General features: G+C 41.7%; 28 protein-coding genes and 3 tRNA genes. All 31 read right to left on the bottom strand.

What is annotated here, in order from left to right; all coding sequences use genetic code 11:
- Nucleotides 1-58 precede the first annotated feature (58 nt).
- The 31 genes from J2755_RS10365 to J2755_RS10215 all read right to left on the bottom strand — a co-directional run bounded on the left by J2755_RS10365 (nucleotide 59) and on the right by J2755_RS10215 (nucleotide 24,777).
- On the bottom strand, nucleotides 59-679 hold the full coding sequence (locus J2755_RS10365; RefSeq protein ID WP_209683132.1) for an SRPBCC domain-containing protein: 621 nt from the start codon (nucleotides 677-679) through the stop codon (nucleotides 59-61).
- Between the two features lie 62 nt (nucleotides 680-741).
- Nucleotides 742-1,248, bottom strand: coding sequence for a thioredoxin family protein (locus J2755_RS10360; RefSeq protein WP_209683129.1), 507 nt, complete (start codon nucleotides 1,246-1,248; stop codon nucleotides 742-744).
- A gap of 224 nt (nucleotides 1,249-1,472) precedes the next feature.
- Nucleotides 1,473-2,765 (bottom strand): APC family permease, encoded by a 1,293-nt coding sequence (locus J2755_RS10355; RefSeq protein WP_209683125.1) that lies wholly within the window; start codon nucleotides 2,763-2,765, stop codon nucleotides 1,473-1,475.
- A 27-nt stretch (nucleotides 2,766-2,792) separates the two neighbouring features.
- On the bottom strand, nucleotides 2,793-3,713 hold the full coding sequence (locus J2755_RS10350; RefSeq protein WP_209683122.1) for a right-handed parallel beta-helix repeat-containing protein: 921 nt from the start codon (nucleotides 3,711-3,713) through the stop codon (nucleotides 2,793-2,795).
- Between the two features lie 249 nt (nucleotides 3,714-3,962).
- Complete coding sequence (locus J2755_RS10345) at nucleotides 3,963-4,259, bottom strand: hypothetical protein (RefSeq protein ID WP_209683118.1); 297 nt, start codon at nucleotides 4,257-4,259, stop codon at nucleotides 3,963-3,965.
- A 415-nt stretch (nucleotides 4,260-4,674) separates the two neighbouring features.
- Nucleotides 4,675-4,749 (bottom strand) — tRNA-Ile (locus J2755_RS10340).
- Nucleotides 4,750-4,770: 21 nt separating this feature from the next.
- Nucleotides 4,771-4,843 (bottom strand) — tRNA-Asn (locus J2755_RS10335).
- Between the two features lie 122 nt (nucleotides 4,844-4,965).
- A complete protein-coding gene (gene amrS, locus J2755_RS10330; RefSeq protein ID WP_209683115.1) occupies nucleotides 4,966-5,976 on the bottom strand; it encodes an AmmeMemoRadiSam system radical SAM enzyme in 1,011 nt (336 codons plus the stop codon).
- 67 nt (nucleotides 5,977-6,043) lie between these two features.
- A complete protein-coding gene (locus J2755_RS10325) occupies nucleotides 6,044-6,940 on the bottom strand; it encodes a DUF7289 family protein (RefSeq protein WP_209683111.1) in 897 nt (298 codons plus the stop codon).
- Between the two features lie 64 nt (nucleotides 6,941-7,004).
- Entirely contained in the window at nucleotides 7,005-8,930 is a 1,926-nt protein-coding gene (locus tag J2755_RS10320) for a type II secretion system F family protein (protein ID WP_209683108.1), read from the bottom strand.
- Between the two features lie 11 nt (nucleotides 8,931-8,941).
- Nucleotides 8,942-10,585 (bottom strand): type II/IV secretion system ATPase subunit, encoded by a 1,644-nt coding sequence (locus J2755_RS10315; protein ID WP_209683105.1) that lies wholly within the window; start codon nucleotides 10,583-10,585, stop codon nucleotides 8,942-8,944.
- A gap of 100 nt (nucleotides 10,586-10,685) precedes the next feature.
- Nucleotides 10,686-11,651, bottom strand: a complete 966-nt coding sequence (locus J2755_RS10310) for a polyprenyl synthetase family protein (RefSeq protein WP_209683101.1) — start codon at nucleotides 11,649-11,651, stop codon at nucleotides 10,686-10,688.
- Between the two features lie 21 nt (nucleotides 11,652-11,672).
- Complete coding sequence (locus J2755_RS10305) at nucleotides 11,673-13,016, bottom strand: RNase J family beta-CASP ribonuclease (RefSeq protein WP_209683096.1); 1,344 nt, start codon at nucleotides 13,014-13,016, stop codon at nucleotides 11,673-11,675.
- A gap of 95 nt (nucleotides 13,017-13,111) precedes the next feature.
- Nucleotides 13,112-14,173: a type 2 isopentenyl-diphosphate Delta-isomerase gene (gene fni, locus J2755_RS10300; protein ID WP_209683093.1), complete on the bottom strand. Its 1,062-nt coding sequence runs from the start codon at nucleotides 14,171-14,173 to the stop codon at nucleotides 13,112-13,114.
- A gap of 18 nt (nucleotides 14,174-14,191) precedes the next feature.
- Nucleotides 14,192-14,971, bottom strand: coding sequence for an isopentenyl phosphate kinase (locus J2755_RS10295; protein ID WP_209683090.1), 780 nt, complete (start codon nucleotides 14,969-14,971; stop codon nucleotides 14,192-14,194).
- 1 nt (nucleotide 14,972) lies between these two features.
- Complete coding sequence (locus J2755_RS10290; RefSeq protein ID WP_209683088.1) at nucleotides 14,973-15,878, bottom strand: mevalonate kinase; 906 nt, start codon at nucleotides 15,876-15,878, stop codon at nucleotides 14,973-14,975.
- A 31-nt stretch (nucleotides 15,879-15,909) separates the two neighbouring features.
- On the bottom strand, nucleotides 15,910-16,707 hold the full coding sequence (locus J2755_RS10285) for an MEMO1 family protein (RefSeq protein WP_209683086.1): 798 nt from the start codon (nucleotides 16,705-16,707) through the stop codon (nucleotides 15,910-15,912).
- A gap of 81 nt (nucleotides 16,708-16,788) precedes the next feature.
- Nucleotides 16,789-17,478, bottom strand: a complete 690-nt coding sequence (gene rpsB / locus J2755_RS10280) for a 30S ribosomal protein S2 (RefSeq protein ID WP_209683084.1) — start codon at nucleotides 17,476-17,478, stop codon at nucleotides 16,789-16,791.
- A gap of 13 nt (nucleotides 17,479-17,491) precedes the next feature.
- Nucleotides 17,492-17,674 carry a DNA-directed RNA polymerase subunit K gene (locus tag J2755_RS10275; protein ID WP_209683082.1) on the bottom strand — a complete coding sequence of 61 codons (183 nt, stop codon included), beginning with the start codon at nucleotides 17,672-17,674 and terminating at the stop codon, nucleotides 17,492-17,494.
- A 176-nt stretch (nucleotides 17,675-17,850) separates the two neighbouring features.
- A tRNA-Pro gene (locus tag J2755_RS10270) sits at nucleotides 17,851-17,925 on the bottom strand.
- A 2-nt stretch (nucleotides 17,926-17,927) separates the two neighbouring features.
- Entirely contained in the window at nucleotides 17,928-18,116 is a 189-nt protein-coding gene (locus tag J2755_RS10265; RefSeq protein ID WP_209683080.1) for a DNA-directed RNA polymerase subunit N, read from the bottom strand.
- 9 nt (nucleotides 18,117-18,125) lie between these two features.
- On the bottom strand, nucleotides 18,126-18,530 hold the full coding sequence (locus tag J2755_RS10260; protein WP_209683078.1) for a 30S ribosomal protein S9: 405 nt from the start codon (nucleotides 18,528-18,530) through the stop codon (nucleotides 18,126-18,128).
- 13 nt (nucleotides 18,531-18,543) lie between these two features.
- The gene (rplM, locus tag J2755_RS10255; RefSeq protein ID WP_209683074.1) at nucleotides 18,544-18,963 is read right to left on the bottom strand and encodes a 50S ribosomal protein L13; all 420 of its coding nucleotides are present in this window, start codon (nucleotides 18,961-18,963) and stop codon (nucleotides 18,544-18,546) included.
- Nucleotides 18,964-18,976: 13 nt separating this feature from the next.
- The gene (locus tag J2755_RS10250; protein WP_209683070.1) at nucleotides 18,977-19,357 is read right to left on the bottom strand and encodes a 50S ribosomal protein L18e; all 381 of its coding nucleotides are present in this window, start codon (nucleotides 19,355-19,357) and stop codon (nucleotides 18,977-18,979) included.
- Between the two features lie 118 nt (nucleotides 19,358-19,475).
- Nucleotides 19,476-19,937, bottom strand: coding sequence for a DUF2240 family protein (locus J2755_RS10245; RefSeq protein WP_209683067.1), 462 nt, complete (start codon nucleotides 19,935-19,937; stop codon nucleotides 19,476-19,478).
- Nucleotides 19,937-20,377: a hypothetical protein gene (locus J2755_RS10240; protein WP_342591079.1), complete on the bottom strand. Its 441-nt coding sequence runs from the start codon at nucleotides 20,375-20,377 to the stop codon at nucleotides 19,937-19,939. Before J2755_RS10240 ends, J2755_RS10245 begins: the two co-directional genes overlap by 1 nt.
- A gap of 67 nt (nucleotides 20,378-20,444) precedes the next feature.
- Nucleotides 20,445-22,016, bottom strand: coding sequence for a phosphoglycerate dehydrogenase (gene serA, locus J2755_RS10235; protein WP_209683061.1), 1,572 nt, complete (start codon nucleotides 22,014-22,016; stop codon nucleotides 20,445-20,447).
- A 175-nt stretch (nucleotides 22,017-22,191) separates the two neighbouring features.
- Complete coding sequence (locus tag J2755_RS10230; RefSeq protein WP_209683058.1) at nucleotides 22,192-22,467, bottom strand: ferredoxin-thioredoxin reductase catalytic domain-containing protein; 276 nt, start codon at nucleotides 22,465-22,467, stop codon at nucleotides 22,192-22,194.
- A gap of 33 nt (nucleotides 22,468-22,500) precedes the next feature.
- Entirely contained in the window at nucleotides 22,501-23,727 is a 1,227-nt protein-coding gene (locus J2755_RS10225) for an FprA family A-type flavoprotein (RefSeq protein ID WP_209683056.1), read from the bottom strand.
- Nucleotides 23,728-23,745: 18 nt separating this feature from the next.
- On the bottom strand, nucleotides 23,746-24,231 hold the full coding sequence (locus tag J2755_RS10220; RefSeq protein WP_209683053.1) for a ferritin family protein: 486 nt from the start codon (nucleotides 24,229-24,231) through the stop codon (nucleotides 23,746-23,748).
- Nucleotides 24,232-24,276: 45 nt separating this feature from the next.
- Entirely contained in the window at nucleotides 24,277-24,777 is a 501-nt protein-coding gene (locus J2755_RS10215) for a nitroreductase family protein (protein WP_209683051.1), read from the bottom strand.
- Nucleotides 24,778-25,301 lie beyond the last annotated feature (524 nt).

Genomic DNA, 25,301 nt, shown 5'->3' with positions numbered 1-25,301 from the left:
TAAATTATTTGCCCTCAAATCCACAAAACCAGAAAATCTATCGCCTAAGGCTTTGCAGTCATTGACCTGCAAATTCACTTAGCAATTTGAGTTTTTCCTTCCAGAATTGACGCATTTCTTCCCGCATGCTTTCTTTTTTCAATCCTTCCTGATGGAATGTAATCGCTGTGCTGTTAGCCTTCGGAATTACCCGAAGCTGGAGAGTTGATTCCTTATCCCAATCTGGAAGTTTCCATGTCATTCGAATATGGGAATCTGGTTTGAATATCCGAATCTCACCGGTGATTCCATCTTTTGTCTCATAAACCGCTTTTTCTTCCAATTTGACAGCATCACCAAGCCAGATTTTCATACCTTCAGCGGAAGTTATCAATTCCCATGCGTCTTCAAGAGGAATAGAAAATGATTTCTGGACACCAATCTGGAAGCCAGTTTCCATTTCCCCGGTTTTTCTTCGCCCAATGTACTTTTCATAAGTATTGGTAATCGTTTGTCCCCACCATGCATTTCCTAATCCGCCATCATCCTGAAGCAAAGCCACTATTTCTTTGTGCGGCAAATCAGAAGCATGTGTGCTATCCAAATAGTCCATCCACTTAACCCAATCATGCTCTGTGGCTTTGATGATAGCCTCATTGGAGATTCCTGAAAGCGCTTCAAGATCTGTATTTGTTTTCATGATCAGGGGTTTGGACTATTAATTGAAATTATTTTCAATTCTCAAATATGATGTGTTTTAATTCAGTTCACTCTTGCCACATCATCCAATTGGATAAGGAATTCATCAGCACTAACATAGCCCACTATCCTCATATCTTCAATTTCACTTCCATCCGGACGCAGGAAAATCCCGGTTGGCGTCCCTCGGACATTCAGGCTGCTGGCAACTGACGGATTTCTGGCAGTATTAACAGACAACCGTTCAAAGTTGCTGTTAAGCATTTGAACTACACGCTCGTCATGAAATGCTTCTGCCTCAAACTTCTTGCACCAGCTACAATAGTCAGAATCCACATACACATAAACAGGCTTCCCACTGTTACCGGCTTCAATAAGAGCAGCATCAAGAGATGTATGAAAATCGAGATCCCCGAGTTTTACAGTATCTCCATCTGGCAGATTACCATCATCTGAGGACAGGAGCCCGGCCTGAAGCAATCCTGATGACTGACCTATTAATATCAATAGCAGAATCGCTATCGGAATTCCAAAAATCAGGATAAAAGCACGCTTATTTTGATCATTCATAGTGTAAACCCCACATAAACAATGTATCGACCTTATTTGAGATCTTCATTCTGGATATGCTTACTTTGCATTAGGTGTAAACATACATTTAGTTTGTGGTTAATAAAAACAGTCGTATCAAGATGGCTAATTGCATGTAGTCCATCTAGAAGTAAAAAAAGCATTTGGAAAGGATGATTCCCCTTTATCCATGTTTCTCCACCAAGAGATCTGAAGATAAAAACTTAGTTATGAATCTTCGTTATGCTTCTGCCTGTAACCCTTCTATAAACAAATTCTACACCAAACGCTGAACAAAGCATAAAAGCCAAGATGAAAAGATCTTTAGGTGAATTGTTCACTGTGTACCAGATCAATGCAAAAAGAGCAATGAAGCAAACAATCGTACCTAATATTGATATCCACCTGTGACTTCCAGTTTTCCGATGCAAGCGAGCGTTAGAAGCGTTTACAGCTCCAAAGAGTATTAGAAATCCAGCACTTCCCATTATTGAAATACTGGAAAGATCAAATATATTTGCGACAAGAAGTGTGAAAGCCGAGGTAATCAGCAGACCCTCAATTGGTCGATTCCATATTTTTTCTTCTAATATTTCAGGCAATTCTCCGTCCTTGGCTATTATGTAACTCACCCGTGAAGCACCATATAATGTTGCATTAATTGCTGAAGCTGTTGATAAGAGAGCTGCAACCGCAACGAGATTGAAACCAAAATTTCCTAAAAAAGGTTTTGCAGCTACAGCAAGAGCATAGTCCTTAGACTGTACTATGGTATCTATTGATACATTCCCAACAGTAACAAGAGCAATTAGTACATAAAGTAAAATTACAAAGATGACTGCTGAATAATAAGCTCTTGGAAGTGTTTTTGCCGGATTTTTCACATCATTTGCCGTGTTTGCTATCAGTTCAAACCCCTCATAAGCCAGAAAAATAATCATTCCTGCAGCTATCAATTGCAACGGATTAGAAACAACTGCGGGTTGGAACTGCTGGGTTTTAACGCTCCAGATGCCTACGCCTATGAATGTCAATAAAATAGCAACCTTAAAACCTACAATCCATTCTTCGGATTTACCAACTACATTTGCACCAATGATGTTTACCACAGTTAATAAGACTATAATGATGCTGGTGAATACATGCCTTAAAATTATCTGATAGGGTTCTGGGAAAAACGTGGATCCATAGCTTCCAAAAGCATAAGCATAAAGGGAAAGCATCACAACATAGCTTAACCATAGAAGAACATTGAGTCCTCCTGTAACCAAACCTGAACCAAACGCCTGATTCAGGAATTCGACTGTTCCTCCTTCTGAAGGATAGCGGACAGACAATTTTGCGTAGGAATATGATGTTAGCAATGCGACTACACCGGCAAACATAAACGCTATCGGCGTCTCCCCTTGCCCAAGTTCAACGGCAAGACCAAGAACTGCAAAGATACCCCCGCCAACCATTCCACCAATGCCTATAGAAACTGCTGACCAATACCCTATAGATTTGTTTTTACCCATCAAATAATCCACACAATAAATTTTGCCTCATATTTTTCGTCTGACCCTGAGAAAAACAAATACAATTCCAAGTATTAACAATGTTGATTTTGGATTTATGAACGGCATCCCTTGTGTTTCCTTATCGACAATGTTATTTCCGTAAATGTGATTACCAGCATAGCCTTCTATATTGATTCCTTTGATGTTATCCAATACGGAATTGTCACTTAGGGTATTATTTGAAGACTCTTCCAGTAATAATCCAAACTGGTTGTTTGAATTAATTTTATTATTGCTAATTGTGTTACCATTAGAAGAAATCAGGGAAATACCATTCTGCTTATTCAAATTAATAGTATTATTTTTCAGCAAATTGTTATTTGAAGCTTCAAAGTCTACACCATCCCGTCCATTCAGGACAATGGAATTGTTAGCCAGCAAATTATCATGTGAACGCTCAAGATAAATACCAACCCAATGACTTGAATTAATACTATTGTCAATAAGGATATTTCCCGAGGAAGATAATAGTCCGACACCGTTTTGGTTATCTGATAGAACATTATGGCTAATATTGCAATTTTCAACACTATCAAGATAGATCCCTGTTTTTTCAGGGCCTTTGGAATCCTTTATGATAAATCCACTGATTGTCACTCCGTCTGCTTTTATATGTAAGATATGTTCGTCCATTCTGGCAGCTTGAATGATAACATCTGATGGATAGTCGGAATTTGCTATGATTGTCAGTTCCTTATCGATATAGATATTCTCAACGTAAGTCCCTGGGTACACTAAAAGTGTATCTCCCTTGCTGGCATTGATTACAGCTTCTTGTATTGTTGAGTAAATTTTGTCTCCACTTTCAGCTACTTTGAGCGTGGATGCAAAAACTGTAGAAGTAGTGGCCAATAAGATAAAAAAGAGAACTAAAACACAGATTACTCCCCTTGCTTTAGAACCCACCAACATAACTCCCCCACTTGAAACAAGGACATAGCAAAAACATCTTGTTTGTACTCAATATTGTAATCTACTCGTATTCAATATAGGTTTTACCAATAGACCAAATGAAAGGGAAAAATATTGAATTATGACTGGGGTGCTGGAATTATAAGAAATCAAAATAGTAATAGAAAGGGGTCAGCATTATTGGCTGAACCCTGTTTTTACTCGTACAATACGTTTTTTTGTTCCATTTATTTCATCGTGTCTTTACTGAATACACGATCTGTCTCCTTTTCTGTATTGCTTCTGGAATCCGTTTCCATCCCCATACCCCTTTCCAAGTCTTAGGGAGTTATCATTGACACCATCGCCATCTTCGTCGATGAAGTTGTTATATGAACGGTCACCGTTTGCATCTACAAAATTGTCGCATAGGCCGTCGCCATCTGCGTCTATGAATGAATTCATTGCCCCCCTTTCCTGCCCTGCAGCCATAGCAGAGACTGCCAGAAGACTTACCAACATGAATGCTACAGCAATCAAACTAAATGTTTTTATTTTCATGATTTAACCTCTTTATATTCTTATGATAGGGTCCAAGCATTTTGTTTTTCTGATGGGATACAGCCTGAACCCTCAATTTCCATAATCTTAAGGGGGAATATAAACATACTTTATTTCATGAAGCTTTTTATGTATATTAGCAGAAAAAAGAAATCCTTTAATGCTTTATTTTAATTGAAATTACTTTATTAGCCTTTAAATTGCTTTTTAAAAAGATTAATATAAATATTTTAAAGAATAGAAGGTCTAAATAGCTTAAATTTTGCATTTATACGCATACATTTTAAGAATATTTTTTACTATTTTCTATAATAGTAGCGTTTTTGAGAGGTTACATAACCCCGATGTATGCATGAAGCGTAATTTGAACAAAATACAAAATAATCCAAACCCAAGACTAGAAAAAATTATCTTATGGGCCTAACCGGATTTGAACCGGTGATCGCCCGGTTATGAGCCGGGCGCTCTAACCAGACTAAGCTATAGGCCCACTGGTTATCAAAAGGAAGAACGCCGCCAACAGGGCTCGAACCTGTGACATTCTGGTTAACAGCCAGACACTCTACCAACTGAGTTATGGCGGCATTGGATGCGAATCATGTCGCGGACTTTCTTAATGTACTAATCAAACTTAAACTTTTTGATTGGAAAGCGGTCCCAGACCGCCATTTGGAAGAGTTGAACCCGGAAAAGAAGCGGTCCCGAATCAATCAAATATAGGTATGGATTCCCCGCAGTACTCACACTTATTCTCATGGGTGATATGATTCTCCTCAACGTCAAAACCACCCCTTTTAATGAGCATCTTTCCACATTTTGGGCAGAAGGTATCTTCGTACATATGCCCGAAAACATTGCCTATATACACAAACTTCAATCCCGCATCAGATGCAATTTCATGGGCCATTTCTATCGTCTCCACAGGCGTTGAAGGAAGATCCTGCAACTGGTAATATGGATGAAAACGAGTGAAATGCACAGGGGTATCATCTCCGAGATTTTCATAAATCCATGCACTTACCTCTTCAAGCTCCTTGCGGGAATCGTTAAGCGTTGGGATGACCAGGTAAACCACTTCCACATGCATGCCTAATTCACGTGCCAGCTTTGCCGAGTCAAGAACAGGCTTCAGTTTAGCTCCGGCAATTTTATGGTAAAATTCTTCGGTAAATGCTTTGATATCAACCCTGAAAGCATCAAGATAAGGTGCAATTTGACGAAGTGCTTCGGGAGTTATGTAACCGTTGGTTACATAAACCGTAGCCAACCCGGCTTCTTTTGCAAGTTTGGCAGAGTCGTATGTATACTCATACCAGATTGTAGGCTCATTGTAAGTCCATGCAATACTCCGGCACCCTGTTGCAAGAGCCCTGTCTACTGCCTGTTCAGGAGTAATTTCTACAGACATTGCCTCATCAATGTTTACCTGGGAAATAGTCCAGTTCTGGCAATGTTTGCATCTGAAATTACAGCCAATTGTCCCAAGGGAATAAGCAAGAGTTCCCGGATAAAAATGGAAAAGAGGCTTCTTTTCAATAGGATCTACTGCTTCACTTGAAACGGTGCTGTATATTAGACTGTATAATACACCTTCACGGTTCTGTCGCACTCTGCAAATACCCGTCTTCCCCTCTGCAATCTTACACCTGTGGTTACAAAGATTACATTGGACTTTCAGATCATCAAGTTTCTCGTAAAACATCGCTTCCTTAAGCATTTCCCTAACCCCCATAATAACAAGTCATGGAGACTTAAAAATATACCTGAAATCCGGAAAAATATATTTAGAAAATACCGCTTGACACACCGACTTTGCTTTCCTTAAGATAAAGTTCCAGCGAACCTGATGGGGAAATGGCGATACTGGCAAAGTCAGTGCCTTCAGTAATAGTAAAATCCGTAGAATAAACCAGACCTGCGGAAAGCGCAGAACTGTTGAAATACTCTGCCCATGAAGAAGGGTAACTAGAGTTTATTGAAATCGTCACATTCGTGAGAGGTTCATTGTTGTTGAATTTCCATACGGAACTGCGGGAATCAAACCTCACATCCTGAGTACCACTACTGCTTACCGATCTTGTATCCCCGACAAGACTAATTGAATTCACATTAACACTGTAATCATTCCCGAATACATTGTTTATGTAAACAGGGGGAGACTGTTTCATAATTGATCGGTTTTTCTGGGAAACAATTAATGCACCGTTTTCATAAACCAGAACCTGATCAACGTAGTAGTTATTATTTGAAGTATAGATAACAGAACCCCGATCTGTCAGATTGAAAGTATAAGTGTTGTTAGTAGCCGTATTGCTTGCCACGATTTTCATACTGGTAATATCATCATTAATTGATAGTGAACCGCTGGATTTGCTCGCGCCAACTACAGGAATATACCCACCACCCATGGTTATCGGTACACTGAGAGACACCGTGGAATTTGGATCAATCGATGTGGAAAGAGCAATTAAATCTCCGTTTGTCTTCAAACGGGACATGTCTTCATAAACATCATCCATGTGGGCACGCTCAGCATCCGCTTTCCATTCAGGAACATAACTTACATTAAAAACCGCCAATATGGAGACAAGTAATCCCAACAGCAAGACAGCAGAAAGGACTGTCGAAATACCTGAGTCCGATTTTTGAAAGCGACGCGATTGCATGATACCGATTTCCACTAATATATTCTCCGAAACTTCTTTCACTTCATTTAATCTGATTTTCTTATACGGCTTAGTTTACTTATAAAAACTGGGTGAACACAAAATATGCTGAGAGCACCATGATGACTGAATGCTTAACACCTGCAGAGATGGAACCAGAACCCATTTTTCCTGCAACAAGCCCTGAACAAAAACCCTGGATGAGCGTTGCATGGAAGAAGAGCAACGTGAAAGCATCCATATTAAATCCAAAATTAATAGGCATTCCGGAACCAGCATCCTCTGCACCTGTCGGTAAAGCCGGGAGGAAAAATGCCGCCAGTACATACACGATAAACAGGAAAACGAAAAACGAGATATAAACTATGAAAACATAGACAAGCATCTCGGATGCCCGCTCTTTCTTAAGCTGGTTCTCAAGATCCGCTTCTGAAGACGCAATATTCAGCACACTGATAACATCACTTGTGGATTCACTTGCCTTTATAATGAGAGTAATTATCCTGCTATTAAGATCGGTGCGAATCCTGTACTCAAACTTCCTGAGCACTTCAACGAGATTTGAACCCCAGGAAATGTGCTCAACCATCCTTTTAACTTCGGAATGCAATACCCCGATTTTTGATCTTGATACCAGGGAAATAGCATCTACAAGCAAAATTCCTGCTTCGTTTATGCTGGCCAGACGTTTAAGGAAATCTGGCAATTCATTTTCAACTTTCCGTAACCAGTAAGCATGAGTTTCATAAAAAACTATGAAAGGTGTTGCAATTATCAAAAATGAAAAAATAACGTAATCGTCAATCATTGAAGCAACTTCGATATTAAGGCTCTGCAACTGAAGGGAACTGAAATTCAATTGTAACAGTATATCCCTGAATCCCCATAGTGAATAAAGGAGATAGAGACTTGCAATGGGAACTGTTACATAAAATGAGTAGCGAGGATTATTGCGCAACAAATCAAATGGATTAAGAAGCTTACTTTTAATATTGGAAATGCGATACTGACGGCTTATTTCTTTTAAAATTTCCATATCACTGGCATTTGCAGGAATGACTTTTACATCATCAAACTCATCGAGAACCTCGGATAAAATGTACATTTTCGGGGAAATCAATTCGTCTGAAATAGTGGAGAGAAAAACGACGAACAGAATTGTGCCTATGGGGATCATTACATAGACGAGTGTGTAAAGGACGGATAGGGAATCTGATCCCAGGAACCCCAGGACGACCAGAATTGTCATGAGAAACACAGGACCTACCACAAAAACCGTGATATATATTTCCGCCAGTATTCCCAGGGTTTCCAAAAATGCTTTTTGCTCCCTCGCAGCTATTAGCCTGTATTGCTCGGACTTACTCCTTAAATATGCAGTCAGATCCCCACCACTGGCAACTACTGAAATTAAACCATCAACTAAATTCTTAAATTTTTCAGAAGGAGAAATGATACTCGCATTTTTCAATGCACCTATCAGATCCATGCCAAAATATTCGACGTCACGGATAATGTACCCGAATTCCTCGGCTGAAACCCCGTAAACATGCTGTTGCTTACTCAGAGAACGCATCATCTCCATGAGATTCATACCGCCTCCACGGCTCAGGGCATAAAGATAGGAAACCGAATGATTAAGTGAAATATCCAGATAAGCGGTTCTTGTAGCTGATATAATAGAAGGATACCGCATTATCAGGAAATGAGTGGCTAATATCCCCCCAAAAAGGAAGAATAAGGATATAAGAATCGCAACCCAAAGTTGCAGATTGGCAGGAACATTAGAATTTCCATATAGAATCAATTTTGCAACAGTGGAACTAAAAAGACAGAGAAGTAAACCGATTATAAGTGACATGAAATAAGCCAGAGAAGCATATTGTTCAACAGGAACGGGGATTCTGGCACTCCTTAAGAGAATCTCCAGTGAGTCATAACTATGCCTGTGATCGCGGATATAAGTTCCAAACAATTTATAGGATATATTTGTCAGGAAATCCATCAAAGCACCTTTTACACACTACTTTCAAGGAGTTCTTCAAGTGTTTCGTTTTCAATGGAATCCATTACAATATCAGGAGAGGTTGAATACGTCTTTACAAGAACAGACATCTTTACATAGTCACGAATGTTCTTCTCTATCATGTATTCAAGTATTCTTGAACGTTCCTCAAATTCTTTCTGAAGCCTCTCTTCCGTCCAACCACGTTTTTGTACTATTTTCTTCAATAAATGTGAATGGCCATTCCTATGGAAAACATCATTTGCAGGATCCCACTGGTACAATTCATTTATCTTTAAGTCGCCGGATTTTGGATCTATTCCTGTAAATTCAACAATGGAACTGGCCCGTCTTACTTTTGTCTCTCCCACAAAGGCCTGCTTCTGGATACAGAGAATGTCAAGTGACTGCAGCATTACATGAGGAACATTGATAGGTTCGCTTTCCAGCCTGTTTACAACTGTCTGTACATCTCCTGCATGTATCGTGGAATAGGTCGTGTGTCCCGTGGAAAGCGCCTGGAAAAGGGTTAATGCTTCCTTACCCCTTACCTCACCGACTATAATAGTTTCAGGCCTCTGCCTGAGTGCAGATCTTAAAAGATCATACATTGTGACCTCACCTGCAGTTGTTCTTGCAATTGATGCCCTTGTGACGCCTGCAATCCAGTTGTCATGGTAAAGCATAATTTCCCTTGTGTCCTCAATAGACACTATTTTGGAAAGAGGTGGAATGAAAAGGGAGGTTGCATTGAGTATTGTGGTTTTCCCTGATGCAGTGCCTCCTGCAAATATTGCACTGAAACCATTTTCAATTGCCATCCAGAAATAAACCATCATCTCAAGATTACAGGTTCCAAACTGGATTAGATCTATCGGAGTGATAGGGTCTCCACGGAACTTTCTGATGTTAAAAGAACTTCCACGGGTAGTTATCTCACGCCCCAGTGTTGCCTGAAGCCTGGAACCATCAGGAAGGGTGGCATCAACAAGAGGTTCACTGATCGAAATGTGCTTCCCTGAGCGCTGACAGAGAGTTATGACAAAAGAATTCAGCTTTTCTTCATTGAACGAAATATTGGTCTCGATGTTCAGGTACTTCATATGATACAGGTAAATAGGTATGTCAACCCCGTCACAGGAAATATCCTCAATAAAAGGATCCATCAACAAGGCATTGATTCTTCCGAAACCAAGAAAATTTCGCCTCAGGAAATACAATATTTTGTACTTGGACAGAATATCAAGAGGTATGTGATAGCGCTTGAAAAGGGTAAGTGCCTTTGTTATCAAAATAATTTCACGATCAAAATCAACTTTCATATCGTTTATCGTCAGAACATCTTTGAGATCGTTGTAGGTACGCTCAAGGATTTCCTTTTCATAGGCAGAAAGAACCGGTTCGACTACATGATAATACTTCAAACCGTTTTTTTCTAAAATACTGATATAAACATAGGGTTCATCAACCCAATACCACTCTACCTGAGTAAATCCTTCAGGAACGTCAAACTCAACTAAAGGGCCATCTGCAGCGGGATCATAAACAGGGATAGTTTCAAAAGAATCTTTCCAGAATGCCAGTTTTCCAAAAGTACCGGATTCCTGATAACTTCTCGTATTATATTCGCGGATCTTCGCGTCTAAACCATTCATGAAATTTCCCTTCAACAGCTATTGATTCAATTCTCAATATAAGTGAGAAAGGATACATATAAAAAGGTTTGGAAGTTACTGCGGAAAAAGAGTAAAAGGCTCAGTATTTCCTACTGAGCATGTAATCGGCAATTTCCAGAAGAATCTGCCGGGCTTCAGAATCATCAAGAATGTCAAGTTTAGCTTTACCCTCTTTCAGATAAGACTCCGCCAAATTCCTGGCATAAGGAAGAGAACCGGATTCTTCCAGTATTGAAACGGCGTTCTCGATTTGTTCTTTTGTAGCGCTTCCTTTCCCGAAGACATCGAGTTCTACACCATCATTAAGAGCGTGGATAGCAATCAATGTCTTTTTACCTTCCATCAGATCGCTTCCCCGAACCTTACCAAGGACATCTTCAGGGGTAATCAAATCGAGAACATCGTCATGTATCTGGAAGCTTACACCTGTAAGAATACCAAAATCATAAAATGCATCCGCAACTTCGTCAGAAGCTCCTCCCAGGAGTGCACCCATCTTGGCGGCTGCACCATAGAGCACGGATGTTTTCTTCTTGATCATTTCGAGGTATTCTTCCTCTGTTACATCATCACGATCTTCAAATTCGATGTCAAGCCATTGTCCTTCACAAATTTCAGTACATGTGCGGGATAGCAACTGGACACATTTGATGAGGCTTTCTTTGTCCATGTCCATTTCAGAAAGGATTTCAAAAGCCCTTGAGTAAAGGGTATCACCGGCAAGAATGGCTCCGGCATCGCCCCATTTCACGTGAAGTGCTGGCATTCCCCTGCGAATGTCGTCACTGTCCATGATGTCATCGTGAATGAGTGTGAAATTATGAACAAGTTCTACAGCAACAGCTGCTGGAATAACTGATTCGGAATTTCCACCGACTGCTTCTGCAGCAAACATAAGAACTGCTGGCCTGAGACGCTTGCCTCCTGCATCAGGAAGATAGCGTGTAGCTTTGTAGAGTTCTTCGGGGTGGGTTACGGGAAGATAAGTTTCAATTCCCTTATCCACAAGTTTGCTTCTTTTTTCGATTTGAGCGAATAAATCCATATTGGTCCCAACCATAGTCTATTACTCTTCAATATATAATTCTTCACCATTTCTCAGGAGGTGGGTATTGTGACCGAGTTCATAACCCGCATCTTCAGCCATCTCAAGATAGGCACTGTGCATGGTGAGGGTACCATGAGCAGGAATGACGTGTTCCGGTTTTATCAACCTGAGCAATTCCCAGTGATCTTCCCTGTAAGCATGTCCTGAAACGTGAACATTATCGTAAATACGGGCGCCTTTCATCTTGAGCTTGGTTTCAAGAGCATACCTGTTAGCCTGTGTCATAGGTGTAGGAATTACATTGGCTGAGAAAATAATGCGATCCCCAGATTCAATCTGGTAAGCGGTATCCCCGTTTGCAACCCTTGAGAGAATGGCTCCGGGTTCTCCCTGATGTCCTGTAACAATCGGAAGGTATTTGTCCTTGCCTTTTTCCATGATTTTCTTAAAGGCACGGTCAATTTCCTTGCGTTGCCCATAGATTTCAACATTATCTGGAAGTGTTATGTATCCAAGTTCCTTAGCAGTAGTAAGATACCGGTCCATAGAACGGCCCATAAGCACTGGAATCCGGCCCATTTCTTCAGCAAAGTGTACAATGGAATTAATCCTTGAGATATGGGATGCAAATGTTGTAACAATCATTCCAACATCTGATTCCTCGGTACCCAACAGTACATCCTTTACCATATCATGAGCAATTCTTTCAGATGGTGTTTTTCCGGCACGTGTGGCATTGGTACTTTCAGTAATCATAGCCAATACGCCTTCCTCACCAAGTGCCCTTAGCCTGTCAAAGTCTGGTGGTTCTCCAAGAGTAGGAGTCCTGTCGAGCTTAAAGTCACATGCATAAAGAATAGCACCACGGGAAGTGTGCACAGCTACAAATACTGAATCAACAATACTGTGCTGAACTCTTATCAGTTCAATATAGAGATCGTCACTGATCTGGTAGGTTCCACCTGCCTCAATCGGGATAATCCTGTTTCTGACACCGAATTTCCTCTCGGAATCTATCTGGTGCTGAATTAGGGCTGTAGTATAGGGAGTACCGATAATTGGCGCAGCATACCTGTGTGCAAGTTTGGAAATCGCACCAATGTGATCAAGGTGACCGTGCGTACAAACTATTGCACACACATTCCCATTGATTTCCTTCATGATAGTATCATCGGGAATTGCGCCCATCTCAATTAGCTCAAGAGAGTGCATCTTATCAATTTCTACATCCTCATGGATTTGTACCCTGTCAAGACGCAGTCCCATATCAAGAATAATAACCCTGTCATCAACTCTGATGGCAGTCATGTTGCGACCCATTTCATTGTAGCCGCCAACCGCAATTATACCTATTTCTGTCATTTAATTCCTCAGTTAAAATTTTCCTTTTTCAAAAATCCAAAGCCCTGCGGTACCTTTTACCGCTGTTTCTAAATTCATGAATGTGATATTGTGTTTCATATATCGAAACCACGTTGTTTTATGTATTCCAGTGTTTTTCCTGTGACTGCCACCGGACAATTCGTTTTTAGTGATTCAACGTCGCCACAGCCGCAAAGGAACATGGCAACCTTAAGCTCTTCAAACATTTTTTCGAGACGCTCTTTTACGGCCTCTGCATCATTAAGGGCCGGGCCAACAAACGGGAGAGCTGCACTTGCAACATCCGCACCAATTGCCATGGATCTGGCAATGTCAAGCCCTGTTCGTACGCCACCTGTTGCAATCAGTGGAAGGCCTACACGACATTCAACAAGACTGGATACTGTGGGTATTCCAAAATCCCAGAACAATTCGCCAAGATCCTCGAAGAGGGTGTCGTTGCGCTGTCTTGCCCGATAAACTTCCACGCCTGCCCAGCTTGTGCCGCCAACGCCTCCTACATCAATTGCTGACACACCTGCTTCTTTGAGAAGATTGGCATCTTCCCTCGAAATTCCGGCACCTGTTTCTTTCACAATAACAGGAACATTGAGTGAACAAATCTCCTCTATCGCTTCAAGACATCCGGTTGCATCCCTATCACCTTCCGGCTGAATTGCTTCCTGCAGGAAGTTCAGATGTACCGCCAGAGCATCTGCATCCAGCATATCAACAAGTGATTCCGCTATTTCAATCCCATATTCCTTAATCTGGGCAGCACCGACGTTTCCGTAAACGAAGGCATCAGGCGCTTCTTCCCTGACAACTGTAAAGGACTCTTTCTGGGATGAGTCCTCAATGGCAGCACGCTGGCTACCTACACCAATTCCTATTCCCAGCTCACCTGCAGCTTTTGCAAGGGCTGCATTCACAGGTGTTGTGGCAGGATGTCCACCGGTAATTGATGCAATCAAAAACGGAGCTTGCAATTCCTTGCCAAGGAATTTGGTTGAAAGATCAATGTTATCCATATCAATTTCCGGGAGAGCACGATGAACGAGTACAATATCATCAAAACCCGGTTTACTGTTTCTTGCTTCCACAGGTTTTTCCGCACAAAGTTTCATGTGTTCAATCTTTCTCTGAGAAGTGCTCATGCTAACCCCAACTGAATTTCATTCTGAACTGTCTGATATGGCAGTACCTATTTCCTTACCACTTAAAAAGTTAAGGACGTTTCCATCAATTTTTGCATTGAAAATATACGCTGTCATGGAACGGCCATGGCACATATCAAGGAGCTCACGTACCTTGCCGAACATCCCACCAGTAACATCGGTGCTGGCAGATCCTCCAAGACAGGCTTTGATGTCATCAAAATTATCGTTTGTTATAAGTGGAATTGGTTTTCCGTTTTCATCAAGCACACCATCTTCTGCACTTCCAAGACCAATTCTGTCAGCCTCAAGAGCAAGTGCAAGATATGGAAGAACCTGATCTCCTGAAACTATGGAAACACCTTTAGTGGTGTCCATCACAACATCCCCGTGGAGTACAGGGACAATGCCTTTCTCAAGCATAATATGAATCGGATCAAGGAAAGAAGACGATATGCGACCGTCAGTTGTGGTAAAACAGTCCATAGAGTGCACGCCTGCTGCCATTACTCCTGACTCATTTAGGGCATCTACAACAACGGAATTCAGAATTTCAACTGAACGGTGGGTCAAAACAAGTCCTTCCGCATTGAAATTATCCACAAGGGAGTAGCGGTGGGCAAGAGGATGGCCAAAAGAACCTGCACCATGAACTACTATCATTTTTCCTTTATAGGAACTTACTTCCTTTGCAAGCCTGTTAATTTCATCTTTCAGGGCAACGCCTTCATCTGCATTCTTGTCGGTAATTACACTGCCACCGAATTTCAAAATAGTTAATTGTGAATTTCCGGTCATTTTATTCAATCCTTACTCCCTGACCTGTAAATTTAGTAATAAGAGAAACACCACCAGCTTCAGAAATCGCCTGGCTGACATCTTCAACTTTATCTTCGGGTGCAATCGCAACCATGCAACCTCCTCCTCCGGCACCTGTAATTTTTGCACCGAAAGCGCCTGCGTTACGTGCTGCATAAATCAAACTGGAAAGTTCCGGACAGTTTACTCCAATGGAATCCAGAAGACCCTGATTTACGTTCATCAGTTTTCCAACTTCTTTATAGTCCTTTACAGCAAGAAGAGTTTCCCCCCTGATAGCAGTGTTTCCGATAGTGGAAAAAATTGGTGATATTAATTCCGGATAAGCATCCTTGAGAGCGGATACATTGGATACAAGTTCCTTTGTCGAGGAAAATACATTGGTATTTCCTATAACAACTCCACAATCCAGCAAATCCAAATGTTTGCGATCGGGAATCATTACAGTACCTCCCATTGTGCAAACATATGTATCAGTAGGACTCGCTGCGCCCTGAACCTGTATTTCAATTTCATGTCCGATTGAAGCTATCTCTTCAAGAGATAAGTCCAGTCCAAGCAAGTTATCAAGCCCTTTGAGTGTTGCAACCGTAACGGCAGCTGAAGAGCCAAGACCAGAACCAATTGGAATATCCGATTCTACGTGGACTTTGATTCCTTCAAAAGGAGACATCGCCCGTACTTTTTCAAGGACTTCCGAAACATAGGGATGAACGGAATAGTCAATTCCTGTAGTTCCAAGAGGCGATTCAATTAAAACTGAATCATTTTCCTCGACGGTAATGTGTGTCCTTATGTCCACAGCACAGCAAATGGCATTTTCACCATAAACAACCGCATGCTCGCCAAAAAGATACACTTTGCCAGGTGCTGAACAGGTAACCATTTATTAATACATCCCGCCTTTTACAATTATCTCAATCAACAACTATTGATGCATAGCCAACTACTGCAGAATAATCACCGGATACATCCCCGCTTGTTGCATACTTCAGAAGCTTTGCAGAGGTTGCACCCATTTCCTTTGATGCCGCAAGCATAGCTGCTATTGGACCATATCCACATGCAGATGCATTGAGTTCTACAATACGCTTGTAAAATTCCTCAATGTTCATTTCTAGAATAGCTTCAATAAGAGTTTCATCTTTTCCCTGAGCCTCTTCCTGTGGTTCGTAGTGAGTAAAATCACTGGAAGCAATGAATACAACATCCCGCCCCAGTTCTTTGGCAGCTTTTGCAACTTCCCGGCCCACTTCCACAGCAGTATCCATATCCTGCATTCCAAGGCAGATTGGAAGGATCTTGAAATCATCCCCAAACCTGTATTGCAGGAAAGGAATCTGGACTTCGATTGAATGCTCATATCTATGAGCTACTTCATCCATATCAACAATGCTTCCGGCAAGCTTCTTGCAAAGCTCAAAATCAGTTGCAATATCCCCTATAGGAGTTGACCAGTCGTCACAGGAAAGAGCTACTGGAGAACCATATCCGGTATGATTTGGTCCGAAAATCACAAACGTTTCAGCCTTAGGAAGGCGAGCATAGGAATTAGCTGCTACTTCACCTGAATAAACATATCCTGCATGAGGAACGATTACTCCTTTTACAGGAGTCTCACTTAGTTCCAGCCCCCTGAAACAACGCCCCAGCTCTTTCTTCAAGGAACGTGGAGCCAATGGATAAAACTGTCCGGCTACTGTTGGTTGTCTCATACTATCTATCCCCTATAAGAGATAGACTCCAATATATAAGTAGTATGCAAAGGACTCATGGGAAAAAGGTAAAAAAGGACTTCAGAGGCCTGCCTCGAAGTCGCTCATTTCGTAGTTGAAAGGAATGTTCCTGTCAGCTGCAACTTCCCTTGCGAGAAGCCAGTAAATAAGGGACAGGGCTTTTCTTCCTTTGTTGTTTGTTGGGATGACTACATCCACATTTGAAGTCAGGTTGTTGGTATCACAAAGGCCCACTACAGGAATTCCGATATCAACAGCTTCCTTAATAACCTGTGCATCTCCGGCAGGATCTGTTACGAGTACCACATCTGGCTCGAAGAATCCTTCAACTGCCGGATTGGTAAGTTTACCAGGGATAAAACGTCCTACCATAGATTTTGCGCCAATTGCTTTGGAGAACATTTTTGCAGGGAACTGGCCATACTGCCTTGCAGATACAACGAGTATCTGGGACGGATCATATTTTGCAAGGAATTGTGCTACTTCCTTAATTCTTCTGTCAGTGGACTGGATGTCAAGTACATACAGACCATCTGTGCGTACCCGGTAGACGAATTTCATCATGTCCTGGGTTTTCTGCTGTGTACCGATGTGAACACCTGCTGCAAGGTATTCATCGATAGGAACCAGTGATGTGGAGTCTGCTGAGGTGGACTTGTCTTCCTCTTCTTCAGCCACTGCCTCCTGTACAGGCTGTTCTACTTCTTCTTCAACTATTTGTTCAATATCTTGATCCTGTGTTTCTTCCATTTAGTTCACCTCATTATTGGGAGTCTGCACGTTTAACGGTAATAGGGATCACACCTTCCTCATATTCAAGTGTGGCAATTTTTAAAGGATCATCACTGTCTACATCGAGAAGTATCGGTGCCTCCATTGATATCTGAAGGGACCTTGATCCAATAATCCTCGCACGTTCATATCTTGTATAATTCTGTTTGCTCAAATGATCACCCTTAGAGGAATAAGTCTGCGGAAAATATGCATACATTTAAGTAAGTATGTCTAAAAAAGTCCGGAATTTGTTATTTTCTTTGAAATAAATATGGGTTTATTCGGAATCCCTCCGAATATGGTCTTTAAACGAAACATCGCCTATACCAGATTTGGCCGTAAAGGGTATGGGACCGCTGAGATTCGAACTCAGGTACCGGCGTCCCGAACGCCGAAGGATGGTCCAGGCTACCCTACGGTCCCTTTTACTGGTATGGCGAGACAACTTCAACGAGCTCAACATGAGTGAGTATCATACGCCTGCAGCAATACCGGCTGATACCAAGATCATCAAGTACTGATGCTGGGTCTTCGCCGCCATCTACGCGACGTTTGAACTCTTCCCAGCTGTTTGCAATGACTTTGCCACATGTGAAACAGCGAACAGGAATCATGTAAAAGCCTCACCTATAAGATTTCTGATACCTTGCACGTGCACCCGGACCGCCTGCTTTCTTGGTTTCCTTCTGTCTGGAATCGTTTACCAAGAGACTACGATCATAAGCCATGAATGCATCACGCAGGGATGTATCGTTTGTCCATTCGATAATGCCTCTGGCAATTGCAGTGCGAACTGCATTTGCCTGACCCATGATGCCACCGCCCTGCACCTTTACATCGATATCAATGTCGGATGCGGAGTCGCCTGCAAGCATGAGAGGCTCCATAATTTTAAGCTTTGCATAGAGAGGTTCGAAGATTTCGACAGGTTTCTTGTTGACGCGAACTTTGCCGGCACCCTTACGAACTGTTGCACGGGCAATTGCAGTCTTTTTCTTACCCGATGTATTACAAACTTTGGTGGACATGTATTAATCTCCTTTAGAATTTAGACCCTAACTTGTGGCTTAAAGTGCCAACAGTCATGTATTTGCCTGTACTGAGACGTTCAATGCTTGCTTCTTCGAGTGTTGTGAGTTCTTTTCCTTGTAACTCATCAGGTACACCAACATATACCTTAAGACGTCCAAAAGCGTCCCTTCCCCTTGATTTCTTATAAGGGAGCATTCCTCTTACAGTTCTCTTAACAATACGGTCGGGCCTCTTTGGGAAATAAGGACCCCATTCTTTAGAACCAATGGTTCTCTTGTCCTTGTAGTCACCAAATGTTGTTAATTTAGAACCGGAAATTATAGCATTTTCAGCATTTACTATAAAAATAGTCTCTCCGGCAAGCAGTCTTTTTGCAACTGTGCTGGCAAGCCTGCCCATGATAAGTCCATCAGCGTTAATAACAGTCATTAAGATCACCTTTTTATCTCAGAATCCTGATACCGGAACCCTTTGGGTTCTCAGCCATCAACTCTTCGATGGTCATGATTTTACCACCGGCACCTGCGATCTTATCCTTTGCTGAAGCACTAAAACCGAGTGCTCCTACTACTACAGAATGACCGATTTCCCCGGCGCCTAATACCTTACCCGGAACAAGTACAACTTCATCAGCATCAGAATGACGGTTCAGTTTGCTGATGTTTACTTGCGCATAGTTTTGCCTTGGGGATTCAAATCTCCTGGCAATATCTTTCCAGATTGGAGCGTCTTCCTGAAATGCCTGTTCCCTTAGTGCAGAGATTAATGCCGGCATCCTTGGATCGGTCTTCTTAGCTACTATTTTTTGAATTCTTTTGCTCATTATGCTCCTCCGCAAGAGTAGATCTTACTCACGCAAAATCTGCGTTCGAACATAGGTAATACTGAATACAGAGTGGGTTGTAATTACATTACTACTACATAAAGATTATGTGCAGTGCTCAACCAGTGGAAAGTTTCTGCTGGACCTGCTCATAAAAAACATCCATATTGCAACCCAATTCCTTCCCCACAAGAAAAGCAGCAACCTCCAGATCTATCATCTCTGAAAGTTGTTCCTGAAACAGGTTTACTTTTGCGACGATTTCCCGGAGTTCCAGATTACTGCAAGCCGCAATATACTGGAGCATTTTGTCAATAAGGAGTGTTTTCTTAAGCAAATCGCCGGAGGGATGGAAATCCCTGGGAATTGTTATTGTAGATGGATCAAAAGTTGGGGATATAAACCCATCCTTCTCACTAAGAAGTCCTGATCCAGTTGCTAATTCCCGTAATGCGGAAGCTTGCTGCGGAGAGATCCATTTTAGATCGAAAGAAAGAGAAAAATCAAAATCCCTGACAGAAATCGAAGCGGTACCACTACGTTTAAACGGCGCTGCTACAACGTAAACCAATTCATCCATCAGGATCCACGCCGAAGCTCATCAATAATAGTATCCGCAATCCTTCCACATTCGGTTCTGCCAGGACCATCGATGTGGTTAATACGGAATGTCAGGATGTCGCCCTCAAGAATGGCACGCACAAGGAAAATATCACCTTTAAAGGGTACCCGATTATATTTACCATCAAGATAGCTATATTTCAGTGATACCCGGAAATCAATGGTACCCTGAGGTTCTATAGTGTCTATAATGGAATCCACGTTTCGGTAATTCAAAGGAGAAAAGTCAAGTCCGTTTGTGACCACTTCTACTCCAATTTCACGACGGGCCTGAATACGATATCCTTTCCGGGATACGGATTCCGTTACAAACATCCCGAATTTACCGTCAATCCCTGCTATTACCTTTACAAGAAAAGGAAGATCCGCATAGTAGCGATTCCTCTGTTCAAACTCCACTTCCCTATGCGGAAACCGATGATATATCCTTTTCTTCATAGTATCCAAATCCGTATTTTTCAATGGATTATAGAGAAACAAGCTTTGCGTCAATAATGCCATCAATGTGCCTTATCTTCTCCAGAATGTCTTCTGAGATCTCAGAATCAACGTTCAATGCCATTATAGTCTTTTCGCCGATTGGTACACGACCTACCTGCATGCCGGAGATATTGATATCATTCTCACCAAGAACAATGCAGCATGGACCAATAACGTTGGGCCTGTTAATATGAGTGGATACGACCATGTAGCCTGTTGGAGCAAGGTCAACCCTTTGCCCGTCTATCATAATGATGCGAGGTTCGTCTGCTACAACTGCACCGGTGATTGATTTTGAAATTGAATTCTTGCTGAGTTTAATCTTAATGCTTGATGCATATTCCTCTGATTTCTCAGATTTGCTTTCAATAACTTCTACATCCCGGGCTTTTGCAATCGCAGGAGCGTTGACATAATTAACAGATGCACCCATTGCAGTTCCCAGAATGCCTTTCAGGGCTGCAAGTGTAAGATGCCTGGAGTCCTTTTCTGCAATTTCCCCATTATAGGAGATCTCAACTTTCTCATAGTTGCCATCCATTAACTGTGAAACTGCACTGCCGAGAGTTTCTATGAGATTTATGTAAGGCGCAAGAGTTGCTACAAGCTCAGGTTTCAGGGATGGAATATTTATGGTATTACGCGCCTGTCCGCCACCTAAAACGGAGATTACTTCCTCGGCAACGGAAACTGCAACATTTACCTGTGCCTCTTCGGTAGAAGCACCAAGATGAGGAGTGACTACTACATTATCAAGGTTTACAAACTGGCATTCCGTAGGCGGTTCACTTGTGAAAACGTCCACTGCAGCACCGGCAATCTTTCCGCTTTTCAGTGCATCAGCGAGAGCATCCTCATTAATAATGCCACCACGGGCGCAATTGATGACCCTTGCAGTGGGTTTCATCAGGGCAAACTGATCAGCATCAAGGATGTTCCTTGTATCCTTTGTGAGAGGAGTATGAACGGTAATGAAATCAGCGCGTTTTGCAATATCGTCGACCGTTGTAAGCTCAACACCCATATCTTTTGCACGGTCTTCAGTGACGAATGGATCATAACCAAGTATGTTCATTTCAAGGCCCTGTGCCCTCTTTGCAACTTCGGCACCGATACGACCAAGACCTATTACACCAAGGGTTTTGCCGTTGACTTCAACACCCATGAATTTCTTACGTTCCCATTTTCCGGCTTTCATGGAAGCATCTGCACGGGGGATATTACGGGCCATTGAAAGCATCATGGCAACAGTGTGTTCTGCTGCTGAAAGCATGTTGCCTTCCGGAGCATTGACAACAATAATACCTTTTTCAGTGGCGGCTTCTATATCAACATTGTCAACGCCTACCCCGGCACGTCCGATAATCTTCAGGTTATCAGCGGCATGAATTACACGTGCCGTTACCTGTGTACCACTACGGATTACAAGGGCATTGAATTCGCCTATTTTTTCAACCAGTTCGTCTTCGGAAAGACCGGTTGAAACATCAACATCAAAATGCTCTTTAAGTTTTGAAATACCTTCTTCAGATAATGAATCGCTAACCAGCACCTTCATGATAAAAATCTCCATGATATGACAGTGATATCAGTCACCTGGAACTGAATAGTTCCCAATGACCACAGAAACAAGATAGGATCGATACTATAAATATATCTAACTGTTGCAGACTGCAGTCACCTGACAGCTACAATTTTTCAAAAAATGAGTCTTAAGAAGTTCTTAAGACTATTTATTTCATGTAAAGACCGCACTTACAGGAACCTTTGGTTTCAACGTCCCTTGCCCTTGCTGCACATGGACAAATGATCTTCTTGTCCTTTTCAACGTCACCGGTCCTTTTCTGACAGAAGCAATACCATTCACCAAATTCACGCTTGTTCTTTGCTATATTCTTAACAGCAGTGGAAATAATATCATATTCAGTGTTTAGCCTGTATCCGGTAGTCTCTGCATTCTTTTTGGAACGCTCATAAAATTCAGTTTCGAGATCGTCATAGAATTGCATATTTTATTCTCCTTTAAACAAAATGTGTTACTCTCAATTTAATGTATCGTTGGATTCGCTTTTTGCGATTTCTGCAAGCCTTATGCCAAGTTCCTGGCAAGCCTGCAAATCATCATGGGTTGGTTTAAACTTAATCTGGAGTGCATCCTCCACAAGTTCAACCTTAAATTTTTCAAGATTTTCGGTCATCTGTTTGGTGGCACCGCCACCCCAGCCGTAAGATCCAAAAACAACAGCCTTTTTACCCTTGGGGTTTAGGCCCTTAAGATAGGTCAAAAAACCACCTAATGTGAAAAACATACTGTTGTGCATTGTTGGAGACCCAAGCGCAAAAACCGGTGCATCCATTATTTCCTTAACCAGCATACTCCAGTCGTTCTTACGAAGATGGAACAGATGTGCTTCTACCCCGGTATGTCTTACTCCTTCAGCAATAGCACGGGCCATTAGCTCGGTGCTTCCCCACATGCTATCATATATCACAAGCACCTTTGGTGCGGTTTTCCCTGATGCCCAGTTAACATAGGCATTAATTATCTTATCAGGACAACTGCGCCAGATTATACCGTGTGACGGAGCAATCATATCTATAGGAATATCGAGCTTATGCAACTGTTCCACATATTTCAGAATACGGGAACCAAAAGGCATGAGAATATTGGCATAATAGATCTCTGCCTCATCCATTGCATCCGAACCTACTTCATCATCAAACCTGTGTGATGTGGCCAGATGTTGTCCAAATCCATCATTCGAGAAAAGGATATGATCCTCCTTGAGATAGGTTTGCATGCTGTCAGGCCAGTGAAGCATAACGGTTTCAATGAACATAAGATTCCGTTTTCCAATGCAGATTTCCGAACCGGTTTTCACAGTTTCGAATTTCCAATTCGCACAGCCGTCAATTTCATAATATCCAAGGAGACCAGTTTTTCCCTTTTCCGTGGAAATAATGGTAGCATCCGGACACAGCCCCATAATTGCCGGAAGGGAGCTTGAATGATCCCTTTCCACATGGTTGGAAACAACATAATCGATCTCTGAAGGATCAATAATACGGCTGATATTTTCAATCAATTCACCGGAAAACTGATCCTTTACAGTATCGATAAGGGTTACCTTTTCATCCACAATCAGGTAAGCATTGTAGGTTCCACCACGAGGAGTCTCATATCCATGAAAATCGCGAAGGTTCCAGTCAATAACACCTACCCAATAGACCCCTTCTGCTAACTCAAGGGGATCATCCGGAGTTTTCAAAAACTTGCCTCCAATAAGTTATGTCTGCATTCTGAAGCCAGTTGAAATATCAAGAAGACCGTCAATGATCTCATAGTGACCACGTTCGACTTCAGCGAGTTTCTTAAAGAACTTTTTCTGTACCTCATCATCGCTTCTTTTTGCGAGTTCAGCATAGAAATCTTCACTCTTCCTCTCAAAACGCAGGGCTGCGAGAAGAATACCAACCTCATCCATTTTACCGGTTGAAAATTCTTCAGAAAGAGCCTGAGTGAAGCTCGGTGTTTCGGAAACTGTAATTTCCATATTGTTTTCCTTCAGGAAATTGTGCAGGTACTCAGCATGTTTGATTTCCTCATCTGCAAGGTATTCAAACATTTCCTTAATTGCCACTTCTGTGGTAGTTCCCGCCTTCTCAGTGTAAAATTCACAACCCTGATCCTCAAGGGAAATAGCCATTTCAACAGCTGCCTCAATCGTTTTCAAAGCATCAAGTTCTTTGTTAATATCTTCGAGCATACTCATTGTGTTCAACTCCCAAATAGCAAGTACAATAAGCAGCTAAGTTAATTAAAATTTACCAATGTGAAGTTTCTCAGTAACAGGTTTACGCAGGGGCTTCTCAGGAGATTCCGCCGGGTATCCAAAAGGAATTACTGAAGCAATTTCAAACCCCTCCGGCAATTCGAGCAATTCCCTGATTTTCTTTCCGTGAAAAGTCAGGGGAACTGCACCCAAACCAAAAGAGGTAGCTGCAAGGAGCATATTCTCCACACATGCATAGGCAGAACTCAAAGCTTCGTTACCCATTTCATTGTTGTAGCATACAACGATTACAAACGCTGCTGTTTCAAGAGCGGTTTTCTGAGGAGGGATTTTTCGCCTCATTGAAATGAGTTCATCTTTCACAGGCCCTTCTTTTACCAATATGAACTCCCAGGGTTCACTATTAAATGCATTTGGTGCTTGTATCCCGGCAGAAAGAATCCTGTCAATGATATTGAGGGGAACAGCAGCATCAGTAAATTTCCGGATACTGATACGCTTCTCAATAGCTTCAATTACATCCATATTAATACACCACCAAAACTGATTTGTTCTGGTAATTTTCTGTTTTCCAAGTAATAAATACCTTTTTCAAAAGAAGCCGGATCAGAAGTTAATACCCCCCGATTAGGCGCAGTTAAGCGCACCTTAACATTGCTTCTAAACACATTTTGTTGACAAAGTTTTTCTAAAAATTAAGACAATGCAGAAAAACACAATCTAAAGAAATATTATTCAATTTCAAAATATAAAAATCCTGAACACTTAATTCCCAAAAAGACTGCCTTGATTTTACACGGGAACATAATAACTCTTTTGCGAAACTGCATTAATTTAATAAAATATGACTGTGCCAATAAAAATGGCATGAGCCAGTACATATCAAAAATAGAAAGTTCAACATGTGAGTAATTAACATACTAACTAAAAGTCCTGATCACCACTACTTACTGCGAGTTCTTAGAAGTTTATATCCTATCCATTGGATAGGATAGTATTGGAAGTGGTAAGGGTATGGTGGTGGTACCCGGACGGTTTGACTATCGTAA

Origin of the sequence: Methanohalophilus levihalophilus, from assembly GCF_017874375.1 — an archaeon.
Classification (GTDB): Archaea; Halobacteriota; Methanosarcinia; order Methanosarcinales; family Methanosarcinaceae; genus Methanohalophilus; species Methanohalophilus levihalophilus.
This window is presented reverse-complemented; position numbering and strand designations above follow the sequence as displayed.